Here is a 19900-nt window from a genome sequence, read left to right on the forward strand (position 1 = left end):
CCGCGGTGAGTGTAGTGGGTGTACCACCACTTTTTGTTCCGGCGCTTGGACTTAGGAATCTGATCGAAAGGGACGTCTTTGACGTAGGTACGGGCTTTGAGCTGAGTGCTAAATACGGTGCCGAACTGCTGTAGCTTCACTATCCATTCGGCTGCCTTATCTAGGTTGTCAACGGCGAGTAGTTCAAAGGAAAGCCGTCGTAGTGCTTTACCCATCGGCGAGGTGGGGTGAAGGCCGGTGGCGCGTTGGATATTGCGCTTGACGTGGACAATGCAGCGTTGGACCGGGGTATCAGGCCATAGGTGGTGTAGTGCTTTAAGGCCTCCGGAATCCCCATCGCAGGTCACCAATTGTGGTGGGGCTAGCTCGTCCAGCAGGCGCATATACGACCAGGAGGATTCTTTCGTGCACCAGAACCAATTGATGACATGGCTGGAGTCGGCAGCTACAACAAGGCACTTGGCGTTGAAGTAGGTGCCGTCGATGAAGACTTGATCGTAGATTCTCTGCTTATCAACGCGTCTAGGAGGTTGGATAAGCCAGAACGGTGTGAAGCGTCGTTGCAAAGTTCGCGTTGAAACACCGCAGGTTTTAGCTGTTTCTTCCAAGCTGTTGCTGGAGGTGAGCCAGGAAATGAAAAGGCGGAACCATTTGGCTTGCACGGCATCGTTATTCACGCGGGTGAAGGTGGCCTTGCAGGTGCGGCATCGCCATCGTTGGCGCCCAGCACTCGTTGTTCCGTGTTTCGTGCATGTCCCGCCGCAGACGGGGCATCGAGGATGATTTTTACTCATCCCCTCATCGTGAGCCTAGGTGCCTAGCACACCGGCATTCCTTTGGCGGTATTTCATGGTCGAAGCTGGAATATCCCTCTGGATAAGTGAAATAGTCCTAATATCAGCACGCCAGACCGGCTAGCCGTACAACCTCACCAACACATCGTGTCGTTTAGGCCGTATTTAATTCCTGCTGGGAAATATCCCGCAAACTCGGCCCCCGCCGCTGACCTCCCAGTGGTCGTAGTAGCGGGGGTTGGGGTGGAGTTCGGATAGTCCTGCGAAGTGCTCATAGCACTAAGGCAACCACACCCACGCCCGCTACGAAAGGCCAACCACACTAACCTTGTGGACAACCCACACAGGGTTAGTGTGGTTATCCACAGAAATCCACGTTGGTTGCAGTGTTCGATAGCGTTTAGGCGGGCATGTCGGTATGGGCCTCTTGGCTTGAGGCCATAGGCTTCTTAGAAAACCTCCTCAACCGCTACACCCCACGCATGCCGTGCGAGCCGGTCTTTGCGGTCATTGATACCGAAACCACCGGCTTTAACAAGCGCTACGACCGCATCATTGAACTTGCTGCCGTGCACGCCGACGCATACTTCAATCCCGTTGACTTCTGGCACACATTGCTCAACCCTGACACCAATGCCGTGTTCACTACTCGGGGAAACCCCCGTCCACCTCGGCACTCAACCCTGCTGTGGCGGTTACTCGTAGCGAAGCGAGCTGAACATCCCGGTTTCCATGTGATAGGCGTTATGGCAGTGAAATGCCCACTCACCGGGGTTGTCAGCGATCAGGTCGGCGATCATGGTTTCACCGTGGCGGAGAAGGACGGTGTCCTTGCGTAGTCCGCCGCTGCCGGGCAGTGCCCACGTGTGGCCGTGGATGTGCATGGGATGGGGCATCATGGTCCTGTTGCGCATGACCATCCGCAGGCGCTGGCCCTCCTGCACGGTCGCGGAGGAGGATTGGCCGTCGGTGAGAATGCTCCATTCATACGGCATCATCTGCCCGCCCAGGTCGATGCTGACTTCTCGGTCTGGTGTGTCCTCGGGCAGGAGTGCACGGTCTGCTGGCTTCAGGGAGGACAGAAGCAGTCCGGTGGACGACAACTCGGGGAAGTCGACATCGGGGTGGGGAGCCTGGCCGCCGGCGGTGCGGATGACGGCGAAGGCGCGGTCGTCCTTACCCACCGCCAAAGCCGTGAGCGGGAAGATGCCGTCGTCGAGGATGACCTCGACGTCGACACGCTCGCCCATCGACAGGTAGATCGATTCGGTCTCCCTGGGTTGGACAGGGAAGCCGTCGGTGTGGGTCACGGTCATGCGGTGGCCACCGAGGGCCACCTTGAAGATGGTGTCACCGCCGGAGTTGATAAACCGCAGGCGGGCCTTGTCGCCCGGGCGAGCCTCGAAGGTCCGGTGAGCACGGGGGATACGTCCGTTGATGAGGTAGTGCGGATACATCACATCGCCGGCATCCCCGCCCAGTACCCGGTCCGGGGTGCCGTGCATCATATGGCCGTGACCTCCCATCCCCTTCTTCCCGTTATGGTCGCCCGAACCCATTCCGGTGAGCTTGTCGAGCTCATCGTCGGGAGTGCCCTGAATGCCATCGACCCAGTCGTCGAGCACGATGGTCCACTCGACGTCCTGGTCCTCAGCGTCTTGCGGGTCACGGACGATCAGTGGGGCGTGGAGGCCGCGATCAAGCTGCAGGCCGGAGTGGGAATGGTAGAAGTAGGTGCCACCGTGGGGGACTTCAAAAACATAGGAGAAAGACTCGCCAGGTTCAATGGGGTCCTGGGTCATGCCGGGCACACCGTCGGCTGCGTTGTGGAGTGCGATGCCATGCCAGTGGATGGAGGTGCTCTCAGGCAGTTCATTGGTGATATCGACCTGGAGGACGTCGCCGGCGGTGGCCTCAATGGCGGCATCCCCGGTGTCAGAGACGTATCCCCACGTCTTGGCTTCGATACCGCCGATATCCAGAGAGAGGGGCCGGGCGGTCAGTGTCCGGCGCACCGTCGGCTCACCGAGCGCAGTGGGGGTGGGAGTGGGGCGAAGGGAGGAACCTGGTGCCGAGGCAGCGGGTCCAGGGTCGCTGGTGCAGGCGGCCACGACCCCGGTGCCGGCGAGGACGAGCCCACCGAGCAGAAACTGTCGTCGGGAAAATCCGTTTATCATGATTTAACCTTCCTTGGTGTTAGATTTCAGTGATACGGGAGACAGGCGCAGGTGAGGACCCGGCTGAGCCATCACGTCAGGTGCAGGTCTGTGACACAGGTGGCACCGTCGTCGGCGGTGGAAAACTCCGTTGTGCCGGTACGCCCCTGGTAGCTGACCTCAATCAGACCGGTGGCATCATCGGGAAGCCAGAAGCCAATAAACCCGTTGTCGAAGGTGGTTGTCGCCTCGTCCACCAGCACCTCACCGGTCGTCTCATCGGTGATCGTGACCTGGATATCCTCATTGTCGAGTTCCCCCTGGCAGGTCGTGAGGCTGTGGTAGAAGCAGTCGTGGGTGGAGGTGAGATAGGGTGCGATCGAGACATACGTCTGATTGTCGGGAAGATCGAGCACAACTTCCTGGTCATCGCTCGAGAGCAGCAGTTCATCGGCACCTACTGAGGCGATCAGATCCGTGGGACGCTCAGTGACCTTCTGCCGGTCGAGGTGATCAATGATCTCCACCGCGTCCATGTCGGCCAGGCCATGGGCAGTCAGGAATGTGTCCTGGGACACCGTCCCATCGGCGGTGGGTTCCGGGTCGGCAGCCGAACACCCCGTGAGGGCGAGGGCAAGGGCGGCGGCTGCGATCGCTGCTCGTTTCACGTCAATCTCCTTGGATCGTGGTAAGACCATGAGAAGACACCGTCTCAAGGTCGATGCCATACCTTTATCTAGCACGGGTGCCTGACGGACTAGAAATCAAAAACCCTGCCCACAGCCTTATAACAGGGCGAAAAGAGGGTGAATTCGGTGGGCTGGGTCACCACCGGGACACCACCCCACAGCCGTGGGCGATGTACTTCTACCCGCCCCGGGTATGCGGTGCAGGCAGTGAAATCCCCGGTGGCGCCTGCTGAACCGACCAGGGGAGGCGATGCCGCCGACCCAGGGTGGGACACAGGGGTGACGGCGGTCGAAGGGTGATGTTTGAAGATTTGATGAAGATTTCCCCGCCGGGCACTGAGCGAGGGTGGTATTCCCCCCTGACCGGAGCGATACTGGGGTCTATGGCTGACCGCACACCGACCACCGCCACGCCCCCGGGGCGGGTGCTGGTCGTCGATGATGAACAACCCCTGGCTCAGATGGTGGCCTCCTACCTCATCCGGGCCGGCTTTGATACCCGCCAGGCGCACACCGGCACTCAGGCCGTGGACGAGACCCGTCGCTTTTCCCCCGATGTTGTGGTGCTGGATCTAGGGCTGCCCGAACTCGACGGCCTGGAGGTGTGCCGACGCATCCGCACCTTCTCGGACTGCTACATCCTCATGCTCACTGCGCGTGGCAACGAGGACGACAAGATCAGCGGTTTGACCCTGGGGGCGGATGACTACATCACTAAACCTTTTAGCATCCGGGAACTGGTGACCCGGGTGCATGCGGTGCTGCGCCGTCCGCGCACCAGCAGCACCCCACCGCAGGTGACTACCCCCTTGATCGTTGGCGACCTCATCCTTGACCCCGTCGCCCATGAGGTACGGGTGGGGGAGACGACCGTGGAGCTCACCCGCACGGAGTTCGAGCTGCTGGTTGCCCTGGGCCTGCGCCCTGGCCAGGTGCTGACCCGCCACGACCTGGTCACCGAGGTCTGGGACACCACCTGGGTCGGTGATGAACGCATCGTTGATGTTCACATCGGCAACTTGCGTCGCAAGCTCGGCACCGACACCCAGGGCCGGGGGTTTATCGACACCGTGCGTGGCGTGGGCTACCGGGTGGGGCAGCCATGAATCACGGACCCGGCCTGGCCTTCCGCTTCCTGGCCGCCCAGGTGTTGGTCGTGGTGATTAGCCTGCTGGTGGCCGCGGCCGTGGCCACGATGGTGGGCCCGACCCTGTTCCATGATCATATGTTGATGACCGGCCGGGAGGACCCCTCGCTGGAGCTGTTCCATGCCGAGCAGGCCTACCGGGGCGCTAACCTGATCACCCTGGCCGTCTCCCTGCCCACCGCCTTGATCAGCGCCCTGCTGGCCAGCCTGTGGTTATCGCGTCGTCTGCGCACCCCCCTGCAGGATCTCACCCGCGCTGCTACCAGCCTGACGGCCGGCAACTCCCGTATCCGCGTGCCCGCCGGAAAAGCAGGCCCCGAGGTCACCACCCTGGCGCATGCCTTCAACACCATGGCTGACCGGCTGGAACACACCGAACAGGTCCGCCGCCAGATGCTCTCTGATCTGGCCCACGAAATGGGCACCCCCTTATCGGTGCTCACGGTCTACCTCGATGGTCTCCAGGACGGGGTCGTGGACTGGAATAATGCCACCCACACGATCATGGCTGACCAACTCACCCGCCTGACCCGGTTGATGGAAGACATCGACGATGTCTCCCGGGCCCAGGAACACCGGATCGATTTGGACCTGGCGGAGGAAGGGCTCGGGGATCTGCTCCATACCGCCGCTGTTGCCGCGGGGGAAGCTTATGCTGACAAAGGCGTCGATTTACAGGTCGAGAGCATTACAGACACCGCCCGGGTGCTCGTGGACCGGCAACGCTTCGGCCAGGTGATGAGCAATCTCCTGTCGAACGCGCTACGGCACACCCCGGCCGGCGGGCAGGTCCGGATCAGTGTCCACCGACAGGGGGCGTCCACCGTGCTCATCCACGTCGCCGATGATGGCGAGGGCATCCCACCCGACCAGCTCGGACACATCTTCGAACGCTTCTACCGGGGGGATGCCGCCCGCAGCCGGGACAACGGCGGGGCCGGTATCGGTCTGACCATCTCCAAGGCATTGATCGAGGCCCACGGCGGCACTCTCACCGCCACCTCCCCCGGACCCGGTCGCGGAGCGGTGTTTGCCCTCCGCCTCCCGCTGTCCCCTCCCGACAGTGAGGAGGCTGCTCGGTGACCACACCCTGCCCCGCGTGAGGGCCGTTCCCTCCACCCCTTGAAAATATACCCCCGGGGGGTATACGCTAGGGAAATATACCCCAGGGGGGTATGCGTTAGAGAGTGGCATCGCCGCACCCCACCGAACCGAAGGAGCTTTCCCATGATCACCTCCCCGCCCCGCCTCTTGCCGATGGCCTCCCACGGCTGCAGCTGTTGCGGACCTGCCTCACGTGCCGACACCGCCTCCACCCCTGCCGCCAGCGACTCGTCAGCAGGAGGGTCCTCCCCTAGCTACCAGGTCACCGGCCTGACCTGCGGGCACTGCGCGAAAAGCGTGACCCAGGCCCTTCAGGCCCTTCCCCAGGTCGACGACGTCCAGATTGATCTCGCTGCTGGTGGAGTTTCCACCGTCACGGTCACCGGTGTCGTACCTCCGGAGATGGTTCGCCGGGCCATCGAGGAGGCCGGCTACACCGTCTTATCCTGATCAGTTATACCCATCATCTCGACCCCGACCGGGTTGAGCGAAAGGAACGTCATGAGCACTCCCCACCATTCGGGTGATCACCCCGCTCCGGAAACAGACCACACCCACCACCCGGATCATGCCAGCCACGAACACCACGCACATGCCGACACCCACGGCCAGGCGATGCCCCACGATCACCCGCACTCCGCCCTGGACGAAGACCACCACGTTCATGGTCACGGCGAACACGCCGGACACAGTACCGCAATGTTTCGGGACCGCTTCTGGTGGTCGCTGATTCTGTCCATTCCCGTCGTTATTTTCAGCCCCATGGTCGCCCAGCTGCTCGGCTACCAACTCCCGGCATTCCCCGGATCCACCTGGATCCCCCCGGTGCTGGGCACGATCATCTTCGTCTACGGCGGAACGCCTTTCCTCAAGGGCGGATGGAAAGAACTGAAATCCCGCCAACCCGGGATGATGCTCCTGATCGCCATGGCCATCACCGTGGCGTTTGTCGCCTCCTGGGTCACCACTCTGGGGCTGGGCGGTTTTGAGCTGGACTTCTGGTGGGAGCTGGCCCTGCTGGTGACCATCATGCTGCTGGGCCACTGGCTGGAGATGTCCGCTCTCGGGGCCGCGTCCTCCGCGCTTGACGCACTGGCTGCCCTGCTGCCGGATGAGGCCGAGAAAGTCATCGACGGGACCACCCGCACCGTGGCCATCTCCGAGCTGGTCGTCGACGACGTCGTGCTGGTGAGGGCCGGTGCCCGGGTGCCGGCCGACGGAACCATCCTCGACGGAGCCGCCGAATTCGATGAGGCAATGATCACCGGCGAATCCCGTCCCGTCTTCCGCGACACCGGTGACAAGGTGGTCGCCGGTACCGTGGCCACCGACAACACCGTCCGCATCCGGGTGGAGGCTACCGGTGGGGACACCGCCCTGGCCGGGATCCAACGCATGGTTGCCGACGCCCAGGAGTCCTCCTCCCGGGCCCAGGCCCTGGCGGATCGGGCGGCGGCGTTGTTGTTCTGGTTTGCGCTGATCTCCGCTCTGATCACCGCGGTGGTGTGGACCATTATCGGCAGCCCGGACGATGCCGTGGTGCGCACGGTCACGGTGCTGGTCATCGCCTGCCCGCATGCCCTGGGCCTGGCGATTCCGCTGGTCATTGCGATCTCCAGCGAGCGGGCCGCGAAATCCGGGGTGCTCATCAAGGACCGGATGGCGCTCGAGCGGATGCGCACCATCGACGTGGTGCTCTTCGACAAAACCGGCACCCTGACCGAGGGTGCGCACGCGGTCACCGGTGTCGCGGCAGCTGTCGGCGTCACCGAGGGCGAGCTGTTGGCCTTGGCCGCCGCCGCGGAGGCCGACAGTGAGCACCCCGTGGCCCGCGCCATCGTGGCGGCCGCGGCCGCCCATCCCGAGGCCTCCCGTCGGCAAATCCGTGCAACTGGTTTCAGCGCCGCCTCCGGCCGGGGGGTTCGAGCCACTGTCGATGGCGCTGAGATCCTCGTGGGCGGGCCGAACATGCTGCGCGAGTTCAACCTCACCACCCCGGCCGAGTTCACCGACACCACCAGCGCCTGGACCGGGCGTGGGGCCGGTGTGCTCCATATTGTCCGTGACGGTCAGATCATCGGTGCGGTGGCCGTCGAGGACAAGATCCGCCCCGAATCCCGCGCCGCCGTGAAAGCCCTGCAGGACCGCGGGGTGAAGGTCGCGATGATCACCGGCGACGCGCAGCAGGTGGCCCACGCCGTCGGTCAGGACTTAGGCATTGATGAGGTCTTCGCCGAGGTCCTGCCCCAGGACAAAGACACCAAGGTCACGCAGCTGCAGGACCGGGGTTTGAGCGTGGCCATGGTCGGTGACGGTGTCAATGACGCCCCCGCTCTGACCCGCGCGGACGTCGGTATCGCCATCGGTGCCGGCACGGATGTGGCCATGGAATCTGCCGGGGTGGTCCTAGCCAGTGATGACCCGCGGGCAGTGCTGTCGATGATTGAGCTGTCCCAGGCCAGCTACCGCAAGATGATCCAGAACCTGATCTGGGCCTCTGGCTACAACATCCTCGCCGTGCCGTTGGCCGCCGGAGTGCTCGCCTCGATCGGGTTCGTGCTGTCCCCGGCCGTGGGCGCGATCTTGATGTCTGCCTCGACCATCGTGGTGGCCCTGAACGCCCAGCTGTTGCGCCGCATTGATCTGGATCCGGCTCACCTGGCTCCGACCGAGTCGAAAGAGGAAGACGCCACGCCTACTTCGGCATCCACCGCTGTCCACTGATCCACCACTTCTCTCCACTGCCCCCCATATGACCCTGAAAGGTGTTGTTGCAAAGTTGGGGCAGTAGGAAGAGTGACGTGAAAAAGTCACAGCTATGGGTATCTTTTCCGGTCGTCATTTCCCCCGTGGCATCATTCTGTGGGCAGTGGGTGGTACTGCCGCTACGGGGTGAGCTACCGCGCTCTGGAGGAAATGATGACTTCAGCGGGGCGTGCCGGTCGATCACACCATGATCTACCGCTGGGTCCAGAAATACGCCCCTGAGCTGGATAAGCAAACACGGTGGTACCGGCAGGTACCTGACTGGCAGGCCAGTTCCTGGCGGGTGGATGACACCTCTATCGGGCGATCACCACTGGTGGCCAGACCCTGGACTTTTGCTTCTCTTCGAAGCGGAACGTGGCCGCAGCAAAGTGTTTTCTGGCCAAGGCCGTCAGATCCAATGCGTCAGCCGGGTATCCCAGAGTGATCAACACCGATAAAGCACCTTGCCTTGCCAGGGCAATCGCCGAGTTGAAGTCAGAGGGAATCTGCCCGCCAACAGTGGAACACCGGCAGGTGAAATACCTCAACAACATCCTGGAAGGCCACCATGGTCGGCTGAAGCGGATCCTCGAGCCGAAAGGCGCGTTTAAGAACCGGACATCTGCATATCGGACGTTGAAAGGGATGGAGGCGATGTACTCATTGCGGAAAGGACAAGGCGCGATGTTTGCCAACAGGCAACCGAACCCGGACGCGGTGATCGTCAACCAGGTCTTCGAGACGGCCTAACAACGCCCACACGCAGCGGCCATCAGGGAATGAGAAACTGAGTCTTCGCTGCTCTCCCCCCAACTTTGCAACAGCACCTTTTTATTTTTCCTAGTCGCTGTTCTTTTGCTTGGTGCGCAGCATATCCATGCTCATCACAGCGCCGAGGATGGCGGCGTGCTGTTGCTCGCTGAGTCTCGGCGTGATGCGCAGGCGGTACGTGTTTTTGCCCATGAAGTAGTTGCCCATGCCAGTCCATTCATTAGAGACGTCAGCAAGCAGGCGATCTTCTGAAGTGATGGAAAGGTTCCAATCCCAGAAGTCGCCGTGAATTTCGACGTCAGGAAAGCCCTCCATGGTCAAGTCCAATTTTGTCTTGAGCATGGAAAAGCGCTTGGTGATAACGGCCATGGGTTGCTCGATTCCCGGCAAGTGCACCTCGTAGGTATCCCGCAGAAAATTCGGCGGGTCCGAAATCGTCATGACCGTTTGGAGGGGATTGCCCTCGGCGTCCGTGAGTGCGACCTCTAGGCTGCGAGAGGATTTAAACACCATGTCTTTGAGACTGGTGGATTGCAGGATGGTGCCCACCGGGGTGCCGTTGATATCGGTGATCATGAACTGATCGTTGAGGAAGGACTTGGTTTGGGTAATTACGAGCTCATCTAGCGTGAATAAATTTTGCGTCATGCCAGCCACTGTAGGGAAGCTGGCGGATTTATTCCTCCTCCCTAGGGGTGGTTTTCTGCTGGCGTATGAGCTCTTGGGCCTCTTCATATGCCCGGGCGCGGTGGGCAGTCATGGTTTGGGCGAAGGTCTGTACCCAGTTCTTGTTCTTCTGCGCCAGCGGGCCGGAGGGCTCGGTGGTGGTCCAGGTACCATCTTCAAATAGCCAGATGATGTCGCGCGTGTGTGGATCCATGACATAAAAGACGCGGTCATCGGTCTTTATGTTGTGGTGGTGCTGGCATAAGCAGGCGAGGTTTGCCGGGGCGGTCGGCCCGCCGTCCGCGTGGTTGATGCGGTGGTCCTTCTGGCAGGCAGATGCTGGGCGGTTGCAGCCGGGGTAGCGGCAGGTGCCGTCGACGCCTTCCAGGTATGCGGCCATGGCGGCGGGAGTGACGTAGCCCTTGACCTCGTGGTTAGGATCCATCTCCCGGATTTTGGTGTAGGGCAGCGCATTGGAGCGCGCCGGGTCGAGCCAGCCTACGGATTCGATAAATGCCGGGGAATTGGGCACGTCGGTGGCCTTGTAGGCGTTGAGGATGATCTCGGGGGCTTGGGTGCGGCCGGTGAGGAGCGCAACGGCGGCGTCGGCAAGCGAGCAACCTAGCTCCAGCGCGGTCTGCCGGACGCACTTATCGACGCTCGCGATAACCGCCGGGTCCGCACTCAAAGTCACCGCCGAGGTGTTATCGCCCCAGTTTTCCATGGTGTAGCGCGACTGGGTAGGGCCCTGGGTGACGGCCAGCGTGTCATCGGCGAGGTTGATGAGCTCGTTGAGTTTGCGCTTGATCTGCGCCTGCGTGCGCATGGCCTGGTTCGGCCGGGTAGGGGTGAGGTAGGCGGTGAGCTGCTCATCGATGCGCGCCACCACCTCCGGCGTCGGATTTCCCAAGCGGTTGAGGGACTTATTGATGGCAATAATGCGGTCGAGATCTAAGTGATAGAGGCGGTGCTGCAGCGCTTGGAGCTCGGGCAGCTCCTCCAAGCGGTGCAGCGCCATGAGGATATGGCCAATCCGGCCTTCATTGACGCCGGTGGTGCGGTAGAGGGATTGGGTAACTAATTCGAAATCAGAATCGAGCTCCGGGACTTGGCTCACCCAGAACTCGTATTCCGCCTTTCGCATCTCAAAGGCTAAGCGTGTGATGGGGTCGGTGGTATTGGTCGTGGAAAAGTAGGGTTCTTCCATGGCGCATCGTACCTAAATTATCGTGTGAACTTGTGTACGATTCACACCTTATAACACCCCTCGGACACGAGCCTTTTTCTTCCGCATTGAGCCAGCTCAGGAGCTATATTCCGAATCTTTAGCGGGTAGGGACTTTTCGCTGCTTTGTGCCACGTGTTTCTTGTCCTGCTTGCGCATGAATCGCAGGCCCCAGATAATAAGCGTCCAGGTGATGAGGGCGATAACAAGGATGGTCGCCGGCCACTCACCCGCAATCATGGTCGCGCCATTGAACAAGGTATGTAGGGCAATAGCGGCCAGCCAGAATCCCGCCACCTGCCAGTACCCGTGGCGCGCGCCCGCATAGAGCTTGCCGACGCCCCACGCCGCAACCCCCGTATACAGCGCATGGGTAAAGGCGCCAGTGAAGAATCGTCCGATACCGGTAATGATGACGCCCCAGAGGTCGCCGTCCAAGTTATCGATGGCCGCGTGGAGGATGAACGGCACATTTTCCATGGCATCGAAGCCAAGGCCTACCGCCATGCCGATCGCGGCGGCTTGGTAGGGATGCCGCACGTTCTTATAGGCTGCAACGATAATGACAACGCCGAGGAGCTTGATGGTTTCCTCTGGAAGTGGCGAGTAAAAGGCCGAGTCCAGGAAGGTAAGCCCCAGCTTGTTCGAAATCCCCACCATTTGGTTGTTGAGGCTCACCACCACCGGCTGGGCGAGCGCACCCCATAGGATGCCTTGCCACATCGGCCGCGGCCTAAACCACAAGAATCCCAAGCCGAGTGTAAGGCCCACGCAGATGAGCGCACTGATGAGCCCAACCTCAGTAAACCGACGATCAGCCAAAAAGAAGCCGGAGACTACCAGTCCAAAAGCGATAGATAACCAATACAGATTCTTCATGCCTTTTCTACCTCCTGGGCAAGTTCTGCAGCGCGCGGTCCGCGCAGGGAGAGGAACGTGGTGGGGCCATCGCCCTCGATGCTGATGGCTACAAGGTCGCCATCGCTAAGCGTGCGCTTGTCCCCGTCGCGGTCGATGTCTCCTTCCGGCATGGCCGTACTTTCACCCATTGCCCGGAGGTAGCGTCGGGTGGCTTGGTCTTTGTCTTGCACGCCGACTTCCTTAGCGCGGATTTGGGTGCCGTCACAGTCCCAGCGTGGTTCACTGCTGGTGGAGCCATCTTCTTCCGTGCAGGATAATCCGGGGATGCGGGCCTGTCCGGCCTGCACTTCAGAAGTGGGGTTGTCATAGATGTCTGGCAGGAGCGCATTGGTGCCGTAGATGGCGCCGAATACTACGCCCGCCGCGAGGATGAGTGGTGTGCTTTTCATGCTCTTAACGCTAGGTACGCACTGCTCAGCGCGGTATCCTCCGCGGGGAGGATTAGGCCGACCGCTAGGAGGATTTCTTCCCCATAAGCAATATCAAGCCCTGTGATAGGTTGGGTGCGTGTTTGAGGACCTAGCGGAAGAAGCAGAAGCAAAGGACGAGCCCACCCGCGTGTGGTGGCAGTGGTGGGCACCTATTGCCATGGCCGCGGTCTTTGTTGGCCTTCCGCCCGCAGTCTATCACCTAGTCTCCGGCGTAGTTCTGCTCATCCTCATGGCCGTGCTGACGGTGGCCATCGCTCTTGTCGACGGCGCCACTTTCCGCGCCTCCTGGACCATTTTCTGCGTGGCGGGGCTGGCGTATTTTGCAGCCATGTCCCTCTACTTCAACGAGGGCACCTGGATATACCTCCCAGTATTTGTTTTCCTGGCATGGGCCGCGAGCAAGCTGGGGGCCGCGGTGGGCTCCAAGGCAGGGAAGAGCTAATGGAGACGTGGCGCCTAGAGCACCCCGAGGTGGGCACCATTGAGGTGCAGCGCGGATACGATGCCGAGTTCGTGGAGATGGGCCAGTGGCCTAAGAAAGCGAAGGACTTCACCCCGGTTCCAGGCGATGCCACCCTGCTGGAACGCCTCCGGCTCTGGCGGAAGAACCCGAGCCCACGCCTGCAGATTGTGGTGAACGGTCAGGTACGCAGCCGCCACGATCGGCCGCGTGCGGGCCGCTATTCGCTTAAGAAGAAGATCGAAAAAGACCTCACCCTGCTCGAGAACTCCGCCCCGCGCAGCAAACCTTATCTAGATATCCAAGCTTCTCCCTTTGGCGAGCTCCTCGACGTGTACTACCGCAATGGGGAGGAGGCAGTCGCCCTCGAGCCCCCGGCCGGCTCATTGGGAGAAAAGCGCCGCAAGGCCATGGAGGAAAGCTCCTTCAAGCGGGTGCTGTATCCGCTTTTGGGTGGCCTGGGAAAGTCCGGCTGGGCCATTGGCGTGATCGTGCTTGGCCCGATCATCAGCCGCATTTTGTCCCGCTTGCTTCCGGATTGGGAACTGCCGGAGATAAACCTGCCGGATATCGCGCTCCCCGTACCGGAGTTTCCGCAGATAGAGCTGCCGGTGCCGAATTTCGACTTCAACATCGACATCGATCCGCCCGACTGGCTCGTATTCCTCATGGATTACAGCAAGGTGTGGGTACCGCTCATCATCGCCATCGTGGTGGGCATTCAGGCCGTGCGCAATGCCAAGAAATCAGAGGAAAAGAAGCACCAGTGGCAACAGGATGGCGCGTATGCTGACGGCCATGAAGATTCACGGCGCGATTGATGCGGAGGGCCGGTGCAAGCACTGGCATTCGCCGCTGGATGTGGTGGCCAATAAATGCGCCACCTGCCGCGAGTATTTTGCCTGCGCGCTGTGCCATGCCGAGCTCACGGAGCATGAGTTTGGGCCCATGCTTGCCGACGCCCCCTCGGTACTCTGCGGCGCCTGCCGCACCGAAATGAACTACCACGCCTATTCCGCCGCGCCTGCGTGTCCCCACTGTGGGCATAAATTTAATCCCGGCTGCAGTGCGCATGCCGGAATCTATTTTCAGCTAGACCGCTAAGCGGTCCGGCCACGCCAGCGTCTTAGAAGGAAGACAGCTGCTGCAGCTGCTGGATCTGTGGGATCTGTGGCAGCTGGAACTGGGATACGGCGTTCTGGGCAATCTTGGCCGCGTCCGGGATGCGGAAGGTCTGGCCCAGGAAGGGGACATCGACAGTCGGCTGGCCAGGGATGGTGCCCAGCTCGATGACCTTGGCGTTCTTGGTTGGTGCCGGGGCAGGGGCCGGAGCCGGAGCTGGCTTTGGTGCGGGAGCATTGCCGCGCTGGCCGCCGGTGTTGACCGGCTTGCCCTGACCGGTGGTGCCGTTTAGGCCGCAGCGGGCAATGGCCTCATCCATGCGGCCGATGGCGCCGCGGACCTCGTTGCCGCGTGGGTGCACGGTGGCAACGGCGAGGGCCTGGGACTTCTTCTGGTTGTAGTCAGCGGAGTTGGTCCAGTACTGCTGTGCCTGGGAGCAGGAAATCTGGCCGGCGGGCATCTTGGCGAGGAGATTATCAACGGCGTCGGCATGGGCAGCGGCAGGGGCGGCGAGGGTTACGGTCAGGGCGGTAGCTGCAGAAAGCAGCGCGGACTTACGTGCAAAGCTCATGCCAGACATCTTGCCACATTTGTTACGCCTGTGACAGGCCGAGGAAGCGATTGACCAGGCTGCGGTAGGCGCGGACGGTGAGCTCGAGGTCCTCTAGGTAGAGGTGCTCGTCGTGGCTGTGCAGCTGCGAATTGGCACTGGCCATATCGCGGCCCTCGGCGTGCATGGCAAAGCCATAGGCATTGCCGCCCTTGCGGCGGGCGAAGCGCAGATCGGAGCCGCCGGTGGCGTGAACTGGGACAACGTCCTTATCGGGGAAGAATTCCTTGGAGGTGGCCTCAATGGCGCGCCACAGCTCGGTATCGGTGGAGGATTGCGTGGCATCTTCAGTAATGAGGTGTTCGATTTCTACCTCATCGGCCATGTCCCCGAGCGCGCTGCGCAGGAAGTCATCCAGATCCTCCTGGGTCTGGCCGGGGAAGGGGCGCACGTCCATTTCCAGGTAGGCATGTGAAGGCAGCACGTTGATGGCACCGCCGGCGCGCAGGACGGTCTCGGCGATGGTGGTGTGGCTAAAGGCATGTGCGTAGGCGTCGAGGTTGCCGAATTTGGAGTAGTCACCGGTGCCGTCGATAAGCTCCTGCTCCGTCTGGGGGTCGAACTTGAAGGTGCGCACAAAGCCCTCCCAGATCTCATTCGAGGCTGTGGGTGGTTCGGCGGCGGCTATGCGGCGGGCTACCTCACCGATCTTGACGATGGCAAAGTCCTTGCCATAAGGAGTGGAGCCATGGCCGGCATCGCCGTGCACGTGCAGGCGGCGCTGGCCGGCGCCCTTTTCGCCCACGTTGAATCCCACCGCGCCGGGCAGGTGGCTACCGCCGGTTTCAGACAAGCAGTTCTTCCAGGAAAAGGCATCGGGGTGGTTTTCAGACATAAAGCGCACGCCGAGACCGCCGCGGGCCTCTTCATCGGCCATGCCGACAAAGGCAAGGGTGCCGCCCGTATTGCCGGTGCGGGCGACCTCGCGCGTGACGGCGGCCATGGTGGCGGTAATAAATAGCATGTCTACGGAACCGCGGCCGTAGAGCTTGCCGTCCTCGATAAGCGCCTCGAAAGGCGGCTTGGTCCACTTCGGCTCATCTACGGGGACGACGTCCGTGTGGCCCATGAGGGTGAGCGGTTCCTGGTCCGGATCGCCGGGGACGGTCACCACGATGGAAACGCGGCCTGGGTGGGATTCGAAGCGCTCAATCTGCACGTCTTCGCCCGCAAAGAATTTTTCCAGGCTATCCGCATTGCGCACCTCGTGGCCGGAGTCTGGCGTGAGGTCATTAACGCAGGCATTGCGGATCAGCTCTTGGAGGAGGGAGAGGGTGTCATCATAAAGCGTCATGCCCCCGAGGGTAGTTCCGTACAGATTTATATGTGGTTTTAACCAAAGTTGAACGCCGTTCAAGTAGGGTTTAGCACCATGAGCATCGTTGACATCGCCCGTGAGAAAGCCCTAGAGCAAGGCAAAGGCCTCAACCAGGAAGAGCTACTGCAGGTATTGCAGGTTCCGGATTCCCAGCTGGAGGAGATCGCCGATATTGCCCACCAGACCCGCCTGAAGTGGTGTGGCCCAGACGTATCGGTGGAAGGCATTATCTCCATTAAGACCGGCGGCTGCCCAGAAGATTGCCACTTCTGCTCCCAGTCCGGCCTTTTTGAGTCCCCGGTGCGCGCCGTGCGCCTGAACATTCCGGAACTGGTGGAGGCGGCACAGAAGACCGCTAAGTCCGGCGCTACCGAGTTCTGCATTGTTGCCGCGGTGAAGTCCCCGGACGATCGTTTGCTGGACCAGGTGGGCGAGGCGATTGCCGCGATTAATGACGCCGTCGATATTGAGATTTCTTGCTCGCTAGGCACCCTGACCCGCGAGCAGGCGCAGCGCCTGAAGGATATGGGAGCGCAGCGCTATAACCACAACCTGGAGACCTCCCGTTCCTTCTTCCCTAATGTGGTTACCACCCACACCTGGGAGGAGCGCAAGCAGACCCTCGACTATGTGCGCGAGGTAGGCATGGAGGTCTGCTGCGGCGGCATCATCGGCATGGGCGAGTCCCTGGAGCAGCGCGCTGAGTTTGCAGTGCAGCTGGCAGAGATTGACCCGTGCGAGGTACCGATGAACTTCCTCGACCCGCGCCCTGGCACCCCTTTCGCGGACCGCCCGCTGGTTCCCTTGGGAGAGGGCCTGCGCGCCGTGGCGGCGTTCCGCCTGGCCATGCCGTCTACCACCTTGCGCTTTGCTGGTGGCCGCGAGCTTTCGCTTGGCGACGACGGCACTGAGCGCGGCCTCCTCGGCGGCATCAACGCCATTATCGCCGGCAACTACCTGACCACCCTGGGCCAGCAGATTGAAAAGGATGTGGACATGTTGAACCGCATCGACCTGCCGATTAAGGCCCTATAGTGCCTGGTTTATCCGAGCCAACATCCGAATTGGCTGCCGCCGTGCTGGCTGGGGATGAGCCGATTTTCCATCCGAATACCGGCAAGCCGATCGAAGAGGTCTTCACGCTGCACCCCGCGGCTGCAGCCGGCCTCGATGTGCCGCGCTACTGCCAGATCTGTGGCCGCCGCATGGTGGCCCAGGTGCGCCCCGATGGCTGGCATACTAAGTGCTCGCGCCACGGGGAGCTGGATTCGGAGTGGCTTTATGTAGAGCACCTGCCCGAAAGCTAGCATCGGGGGCATGGATCCCGCCGTTTCCCTTGCCCACCAGTCTGCGCTGCGTTCGATCGCCCGAGTGGTCGAAGAATCGGCGCCGCATACGGAGGAAGGGAAGGCCTTAGGGGACGTCGTCAAGCAGCTGCGCGAGGGCCCAGTGATGGTGCTAACCGGGGCTGGGGTGTCTACGGAATCGGGCGTGCCGGATTATCGGGGCCCGCGCGGATCGCTCAGTAGGCACCGGCCGATGACCTATCAGGAATTTCGCCACGACCCGGCCGCGAGCCATAGGTATTGGGCCCGCAGCTTTGTGGGGTGGCGGGTTATGGATTCCGCGGTGCCGAATCGCACGCATTATGCGCTGGTGGAACTGGAGCGCGCCGGGCTGGTCAATGGTGTGGTCACGCAAAACGTGGATGGCCTGCATAAACAGGCGGGAACCGCGAACTTGGTGGCGCTGCATGGCGATATGGAAACCGTGGTGTGCTTGATGTGCGGGCACTGGGAGGCGCGGCCGCACTTTGATGCGCGCCTAGCTGCAGCGAACCCGGGGTACCTGGAACGCCTCGTCGTGGAGGCGGATCAGGTGAACCCGGACGGTGACGTGACGCTTGATGAGGCCGACGTGGCAGCCTTCCGCATGGCAGGGTGCGAGCGCTGTGGTTCTGCCTTGTTGAAGCCGGACGTCGTCTACTTTGGTGAGCCCGTGCCGGCGGAGCGCCGCGATGCTGCTTTTGCACTGCTGGGCCAGGCGCGTTCGCTCGTGGTGGCCGGCTCTTCGCTGGCGGTTATGAGCGGGTATCGCTTTGTGCTGGAAGCAAAGAAGCAGGGCAAGCGCGTGGCCGTTATCAATGGCGGGCCCGGCCGGGGTGATCAGAAAGTGGATACGCTGTGGCGCACGCAGGTGGGTCCGGCCTTTGACGCAGTACTCGATGAGCTGGGGCTATAACTAGCGCGGGATGCTCTCCACCAGTTCCAAAATGGTGCGCACGATCGCGCGGACGCGCTTATCCATCGGCATATCCTCATGCATGACCATCGCGAGGCGGTCGAAGTCTTGGACATAAATATTGCGGACGGTGCCCTCTGCGACGCCGCGGGGGTCGAGGAAGCAGGTCTCGGGTGGAACAACGACGGCGTCGGACCGCGTGGCAATGCAGGTATAGCTCACGCCGGATTCCAGATCGCCGTCCCGGTTGGTTTCGCGCAGAGCCTCACTGCCGACGACCTGGTCCATGCCCGCCGGCCCAAACCAGCCATCAATGATGGAGCGCAGCACCGCTTCTTGGCGCGGGGTGCGGATGAGGCGGCTGGCGATGCCGCCATAAGTGGTCCCGTGATTCGGGGCGCTAATGCACATCAGGTGCAGGACGTTTTCGGCCCCGCCCTCCATGCGCATCCAATAGCGGGCAAGTAGCCCGCCTTGGGAGTGGCCGATGAGAATAACCTTGTGCGCACCGGTGGCTGCACGGACGGTGTCGATATAAGCGCCAAGCTGGCGCGCAGATTCCGCGAGCGGCTGGGTAGCGCGGTGCCCATAATCAGGGGCGAAGACGGCCCAGCCGTCCTGGCGCAGTTCATTGCCGAGGATTTGCCATACGCCTTTGGTATCGCAGGTGCCGTGGATGAGGATAACCGGCCAGGGTCGCTGCGCAGTAGGACGCGCGCTCCAGTCATCTTCGAAGACGCCGCGCGGCTTGATGCGGGCGCCGAGGGGAAGGGTAGCGGCGGCATCGGCGTCGAGGGCTGTATCGCCGGGGCTGGTCTTGACCTTCTGGGCTTTGATGAGGTCCGCGATTTCGGCCGCGACCTCCTCGCGCAGTGCCGTGGCCTCGGCAGGGGAGGCGACGCCGCGACGCGGGGAATCGGTCAAATCCTTGTCGTTGGCACGCCAGAATTTGCGGAGTTGTTCGGAAATAGTGGATTTCAACTCAGCCATGGTTCCGGATTGTACTCGTTATTGCAGGTTAACTGTGTTTTTGTCAGGGGTGAAGAAATTTATGGGCAAACCCTTGACCATCCTACGAAAGGTTTATAAACTTAGGCTTGCCTAATCACGGGCGGTGCTTGCAGGAGGGTGCGCTCCATTCCCTCCTTGGGTACCGAGAGATTAGTCATGGGGAGAAGGCCCGCCGATGCGCTGTCGGCGGGCCTTCGTTGTGGATAAAGGGCGGTTCCCGGCCTGAAGAAAAGGTGGCGCAAAAGGGGTGTAAAGGAAATATAAAAATTGCGAGCGGGAGGCGTAAAGATAGCGCAAAGATTGCCTAGGGCAGCGGGGGTGTGGTCCTAACGTTTGTGCGTAGCAGGTGCTGCCTTGGTACCGGCACCTGGCAGGCATATCTGTCAGGCACAGGAAAGTTTCACTCGCACAAGGGGGTTTCCCACATGTTAGACATCGTGGCAATCCTGATAGCCATCCTGACGGTTGGCTGTCCCTCCGTCCTCA

General features: G+C 61.5%; 20 protein-coding genes and 2 pseudogenes. 12 read left to right on the plus strand and 10 right to left on the minus strand.

Features of this window, described 5'->3' with window-relative positions; translation table 11 throughout:
• On the minus strand, positions 1–566 hold a 566-nt coding region (locus tag QP324_RS10395), incomplete at its 3' end, for a transposase (protein ID WP_284815990.1).
• 710 nt (positions 567–1276) lie between these two features.
• Here QP324_RS10395 and QP324_RS10400 point away from each other — a divergent pair.
• Positions 1277–1372: pseudogene (locus QP324_RS10400) on the plus strand (exonuclease domain-containing protein); the annotation flags it as partial.
• A gap of 117 nt (positions 1373–1489) precedes the next feature.
• Here QP324_RS10400 and QP324_RS10405 read toward each other — a convergent pair.
• Entirely contained in the window at positions 1490–2971 is a 1482-nt protein-coding gene (locus QP324_RS10405) for a multicopper oxidase family protein (RefSeq protein WP_284815991.1), read from the minus strand.
• A gap of 71 nt (positions 2972–3042) precedes the next feature.
• Positions 3043–3618: a CueP family metal-binding protein gene (locus QP324_RS10410; RefSeq protein WP_284815992.1), complete on the minus strand. Its 576-nt coding sequence runs from the start codon at positions 3616–3618 to the stop codon at positions 3043–3045.
• Positions 3619–4022: 404 nt separating this feature from the next.
• On the opposite strand from QP324_RS10410, the gene QP324_RS10415 reads away from it, so the two are divergent.
• The 5 genes and pseudogenes from QP324_RS10415 to QP324_RS10435 all read left to right on the plus strand — a co-directional run bounded on the left by QP324_RS10415 (position 4023) and on the right by QP324_RS10435 (position 9388).
• Positions 4023–4745, plus strand: a complete 723-nt coding sequence (locus tag QP324_RS10415) for a response regulator transcription factor (protein WP_284815993.1) — start codon at positions 4023–4025, stop codon at positions 4743–4745.
• Complete coding sequence (locus tag QP324_RS10420; RefSeq protein WP_284815994.1) at positions 4742–5869, plus strand: cell wall metabolism sensor histidine kinase WalK; 1128 nt, start codon at positions 4742–4744, stop codon at positions 5867–5869. Before QP324_RS10415 ends, QP324_RS10420 begins: the two co-directional genes overlap by 4 nt.
• 144 nt (positions 5870–6013) lie before the next feature.
• Complete coding sequence (locus QP324_RS10425) at positions 6014–6340, plus strand: heavy-metal-associated domain-containing protein (protein WP_025403135.1); 327 nt, start codon at positions 6014–6016, stop codon at positions 6338–6340.
• 51 nt (positions 6341–6391) lie between these two features.
• A complete protein-coding gene (locus tag QP324_RS10430) occupies positions 6392–8614 on the plus strand; it encodes a copper-translocating P-type ATPase (protein WP_284815995.1) in 2223 nt (740 codons plus the stop codon).
• 94 nt (positions 8615–8708) lie between these two features.
• A pseudogene (locus QP324_RS10435) lies at positions 8709–9388 on the plus strand (IS6 family transposase).
• A 90-nt stretch (positions 9389–9478) separates the two neighbouring features.
• On the opposite strand, the gene QP324_RS10440 reads toward QP324_RS10435, so the two are convergent.
• From QP324_RS10440 to QP324_RS10455, 4 genes are all read right to left on the minus strand, one after another.
• Positions 9479–10057, minus strand: coding sequence for an LURP-one-related/scramblase family protein (locus QP324_RS10440; RefSeq protein ID WP_284815996.1), 579 nt, complete (start codon positions 10055–10057; stop codon positions 9479–9481).
• Positions 10058–10085: 28 nt separating this feature from the next.
• Positions 10086–11282: an HNH endonuclease signature motif containing protein gene (locus tag QP324_RS10445; protein ID WP_284815997.1), complete on the minus strand. Its 1197-nt coding sequence runs from the start codon at positions 11280–11282 to the stop codon at positions 10086–10088.
• A 96-nt stretch (positions 11283–11378) separates the two neighbouring features.
• Positions 11379–12179, minus strand: a complete 801-nt coding sequence (locus QP324_RS10450; protein WP_284815998.1) for a PrsW family intramembrane metalloprotease — start codon at positions 12177–12179, stop codon at positions 11379–11381.
• Positions 12176–12610 carry a hypothetical protein gene (locus QP324_RS10455; RefSeq protein WP_284815999.1) on the minus strand — a complete coding sequence of 145 codons (435 nt, stop codon included), beginning with the start codon at positions 12608–12610 and terminating at the stop codon, positions 12176–12178. Before QP324_RS10455 ends, QP324_RS10450 begins: the two co-directional genes overlap by 4 nt.
• A gap of 118 nt (positions 12611–12728) precedes the next feature.
• Between QP324_RS10455 and QP324_RS10460 the strand changes: the two genes are divergently transcribed.
• Genes QP324_RS10460 through QP324_RS10470 form a run of 3 tightly spaced genes read left to right on the plus strand, consistent with a single transcriptional unit; the run spans position 12729 to position 14216 of the window.
• Positions 12729–13094 (plus strand): heme transporter, encoded by a 366-nt coding sequence (locus QP324_RS10460; protein WP_284816000.1) that lies wholly within the window; start codon positions 12729–12731, stop codon positions 13092–13094.
• Positions 13094–13933: a hypothetical protein gene (locus QP324_RS10465; protein ID WP_284816001.1), complete on the plus strand. Its 840-nt coding sequence runs from the start codon at positions 13094–13096 to the stop codon at positions 13931–13933. Before QP324_RS10460 ends, QP324_RS10465 begins: the two co-directional genes overlap by 1 nt.
• Positions 13911–14216 carry a CHY zinc finger protein gene (locus QP324_RS10470; RefSeq protein ID WP_284769379.1) on the plus strand — a complete coding sequence of 102 codons (306 nt, stop codon included), beginning with the start codon at positions 13911–13913 and terminating at the stop codon, positions 14214–14216. Before QP324_RS10465 ends, QP324_RS10470 begins: the two co-directional genes overlap by 23 nt.
• A 22-nt stretch (positions 14217–14238) precedes the next feature.
• Here QP324_RS10470 and QP324_RS10475 read toward each other — a convergent pair whose 3' ends face one another.
• Together QP324_RS10475 and QP324_RS10480 are read right to left on the minus strand one after the other, a co-directional pair.
• Complete coding sequence (locus QP324_RS10475) at positions 14239–14805, minus strand: hypothetical protein (protein WP_284769378.1); 567 nt, start codon at positions 14803–14805, stop codon at positions 14239–14241.
• 22 nt (positions 14806–14827) lie between these two features.
• Positions 14828–16138: a M20/M25/M40 family metallo-hydrolase gene (locus QP324_RS10480; RefSeq protein ID WP_284816002.1), complete on the minus strand. Its 1311-nt coding sequence runs from the start codon at positions 16136–16138 to the stop codon at positions 14828–14830.
• Positions 16139–16216: 78 nt separating this feature from the next.
• On the opposite strand from QP324_RS10480, the gene bioB reads away from it, so the two are divergent.
• The 3 genes from bioB to QP324_RS10495 are packed head-to-tail and all read left to right on the plus strand — an operon-like array spanning position 16217 to position 18403.
• Positions 16217–17197: a biotin synthase BioB gene (bioB, locus tag QP324_RS10485; protein WP_250411415.1), complete on the plus strand. Its 981-nt coding sequence runs from the start codon at positions 16217–16219 to the stop codon at positions 17195–17197.
• The gene (locus tag QP324_RS10490; RefSeq protein ID WP_150850254.1) at positions 17197–17469 is read left to right on the plus strand and encodes a hypothetical protein; all 273 of its coding nucleotides are present in this window, start codon (positions 17197–17199) and stop codon (positions 17467–17469) included. The genes bioB and QP324_RS10490 overlap by 1 nt, the downstream gene beginning before the upstream one ends.
• Positions 17470–17479: 10 nt before the next feature.
• Positions 17480–18403 carry a Sir2 family NAD-dependent protein deacetylase gene (locus QP324_RS10495; protein WP_284816003.1) on the plus strand — a complete coding sequence of 308 codons (924 nt, stop codon included), beginning with the start codon at positions 17480–17482 and terminating at the stop codon, positions 18401–18403.
• Here the strand turns inward: QP324_RS10495 and QP324_RS10500 are convergent, their stop codons facing one another.
• The gene (locus QP324_RS10500) at positions 18404–19393 is read right to left on the minus strand and encodes a triacylglycerol lipase (RefSeq protein ID WP_284816004.1); all 990 of its coding nucleotides are present in this window, start codon (positions 19391–19393) and stop codon (positions 18404–18406) included.
• Between the last annotated feature and the right edge of the window lie 507 nt (positions 19394–19900).

This window comes from Corynebacterium sp. UMB0012, from assembly GCF_030216265.1.
Classification (GTDB): Bacteria; Actinomycetota; Actinomycetes; order Mycobacteriales; family Mycobacteriaceae; genus Corynebacterium.

Bases quoted from the DNA above. Each gene is read 5' to 3' on its own strand.
- QP324_RS10405 (WP_284815991.1), bottom strand. From the start codon at position 2,971: ATGATAAACGGATTTTCCCGACGACAGTTTCTGCTCGGTGGGCTCGTC.
- QP324_RS10415 (WP_284815993.1), top strand. From the start codon at position 4,023: ATGGCTGACCGCACACCGACCACCGCCACGCCCCCGGGGCGGGTGCTG.
- QP324_RS10420 (WP_284815994.1), top strand. From the start codon at position 4,742: ATGAATCACGGACCCGGCCTGGCCTTCCGCTTCCTGGCCGCCCAGGTG.
- QP324_RS10425 (WP_025403135.1), top strand. From the start codon at position 6,014: ATGATCACCTCCCCGCCCCGCCTCTTGCCGATGGCCTCCCACGGCTGC.
- QP324_RS10430 (WP_284815995.1), top strand. From the start codon at position 6,392: ATGAGCACTCCCCACCATTCGGGTGATCACCCCGCTCCGGAAACAGAC.
- QP324_RS10440 (WP_284815996.1), bottom strand. From the start codon at position 10,057: ATGACGCAAAATTTATTCACGCTAGATGAGCTCGTAATTACCCAAACC.
- QP324_RS10445 (WP_284815997.1), bottom strand. From the start codon at position 11,282: ATGGAAGAACCCTACTTTTCCACGACCAATACCACCGACCCCATCACA.
- QP324_RS10450 (WP_284815998.1), bottom strand. From the start codon at position 12,179: ATGAAGAATCTGTATTGGTTATCTATCGCTTTTGGACTGGTAGTCTCC.
- QP324_RS10455 (WP_284815999.1), bottom strand. From the start codon at position 12,610: ATGAAAAGCACACCACTCATCCTCGCGGCGGGCGTAGTATTCGGCGCC.
- QP324_RS10465 (WP_284816001.1), top strand. From the start codon at position 13,094: ATGGAGACGTGGCGCCTAGAGCACCCCGAGGTGGGCACCATTGAGGTG.
- QP324_RS10470 (WP_284769379.1), top strand. From the start codon at position 13,911: ATGAAGATTCACGGCGCGATTGATGCGGAGGGCCGGTGCAAGCACTGG.
- QP324_RS10475 (WP_284769378.1), bottom strand. From the start codon at position 14,805: ATGAGCTTTGCACGTAAGTCCGCGCTGCTTTCTGCAGCTACCGCCCTG.
- QP324_RS10480 (WP_284816002.1), bottom strand. From the start codon at position 16,138: ATGACGCTTTATGATGACACCCTCTCCCTCCTCCAAGAGCTGATCCGC.
- bioB (WP_250411415.1), top strand. From the start codon at position 16,217: ATGAGCATCGTTGACATCGCCCGTGAGAAAGCCCTAGAGCAAGGCAAA.
- QP324_RS10495 (WP_284816003.1), top strand. From the start codon at position 17,480: ATGGATCCCGCCGTTTCCCTTGCCCACCAGTCTGCGCTGCGTTCGATC.
- QP324_RS10500 (WP_284816004.1), bottom strand. From the start codon at position 19,393: ATGGCTGAGTTGAAATCCACTATTTCCGAACAACTCCGCAAATTCTGG.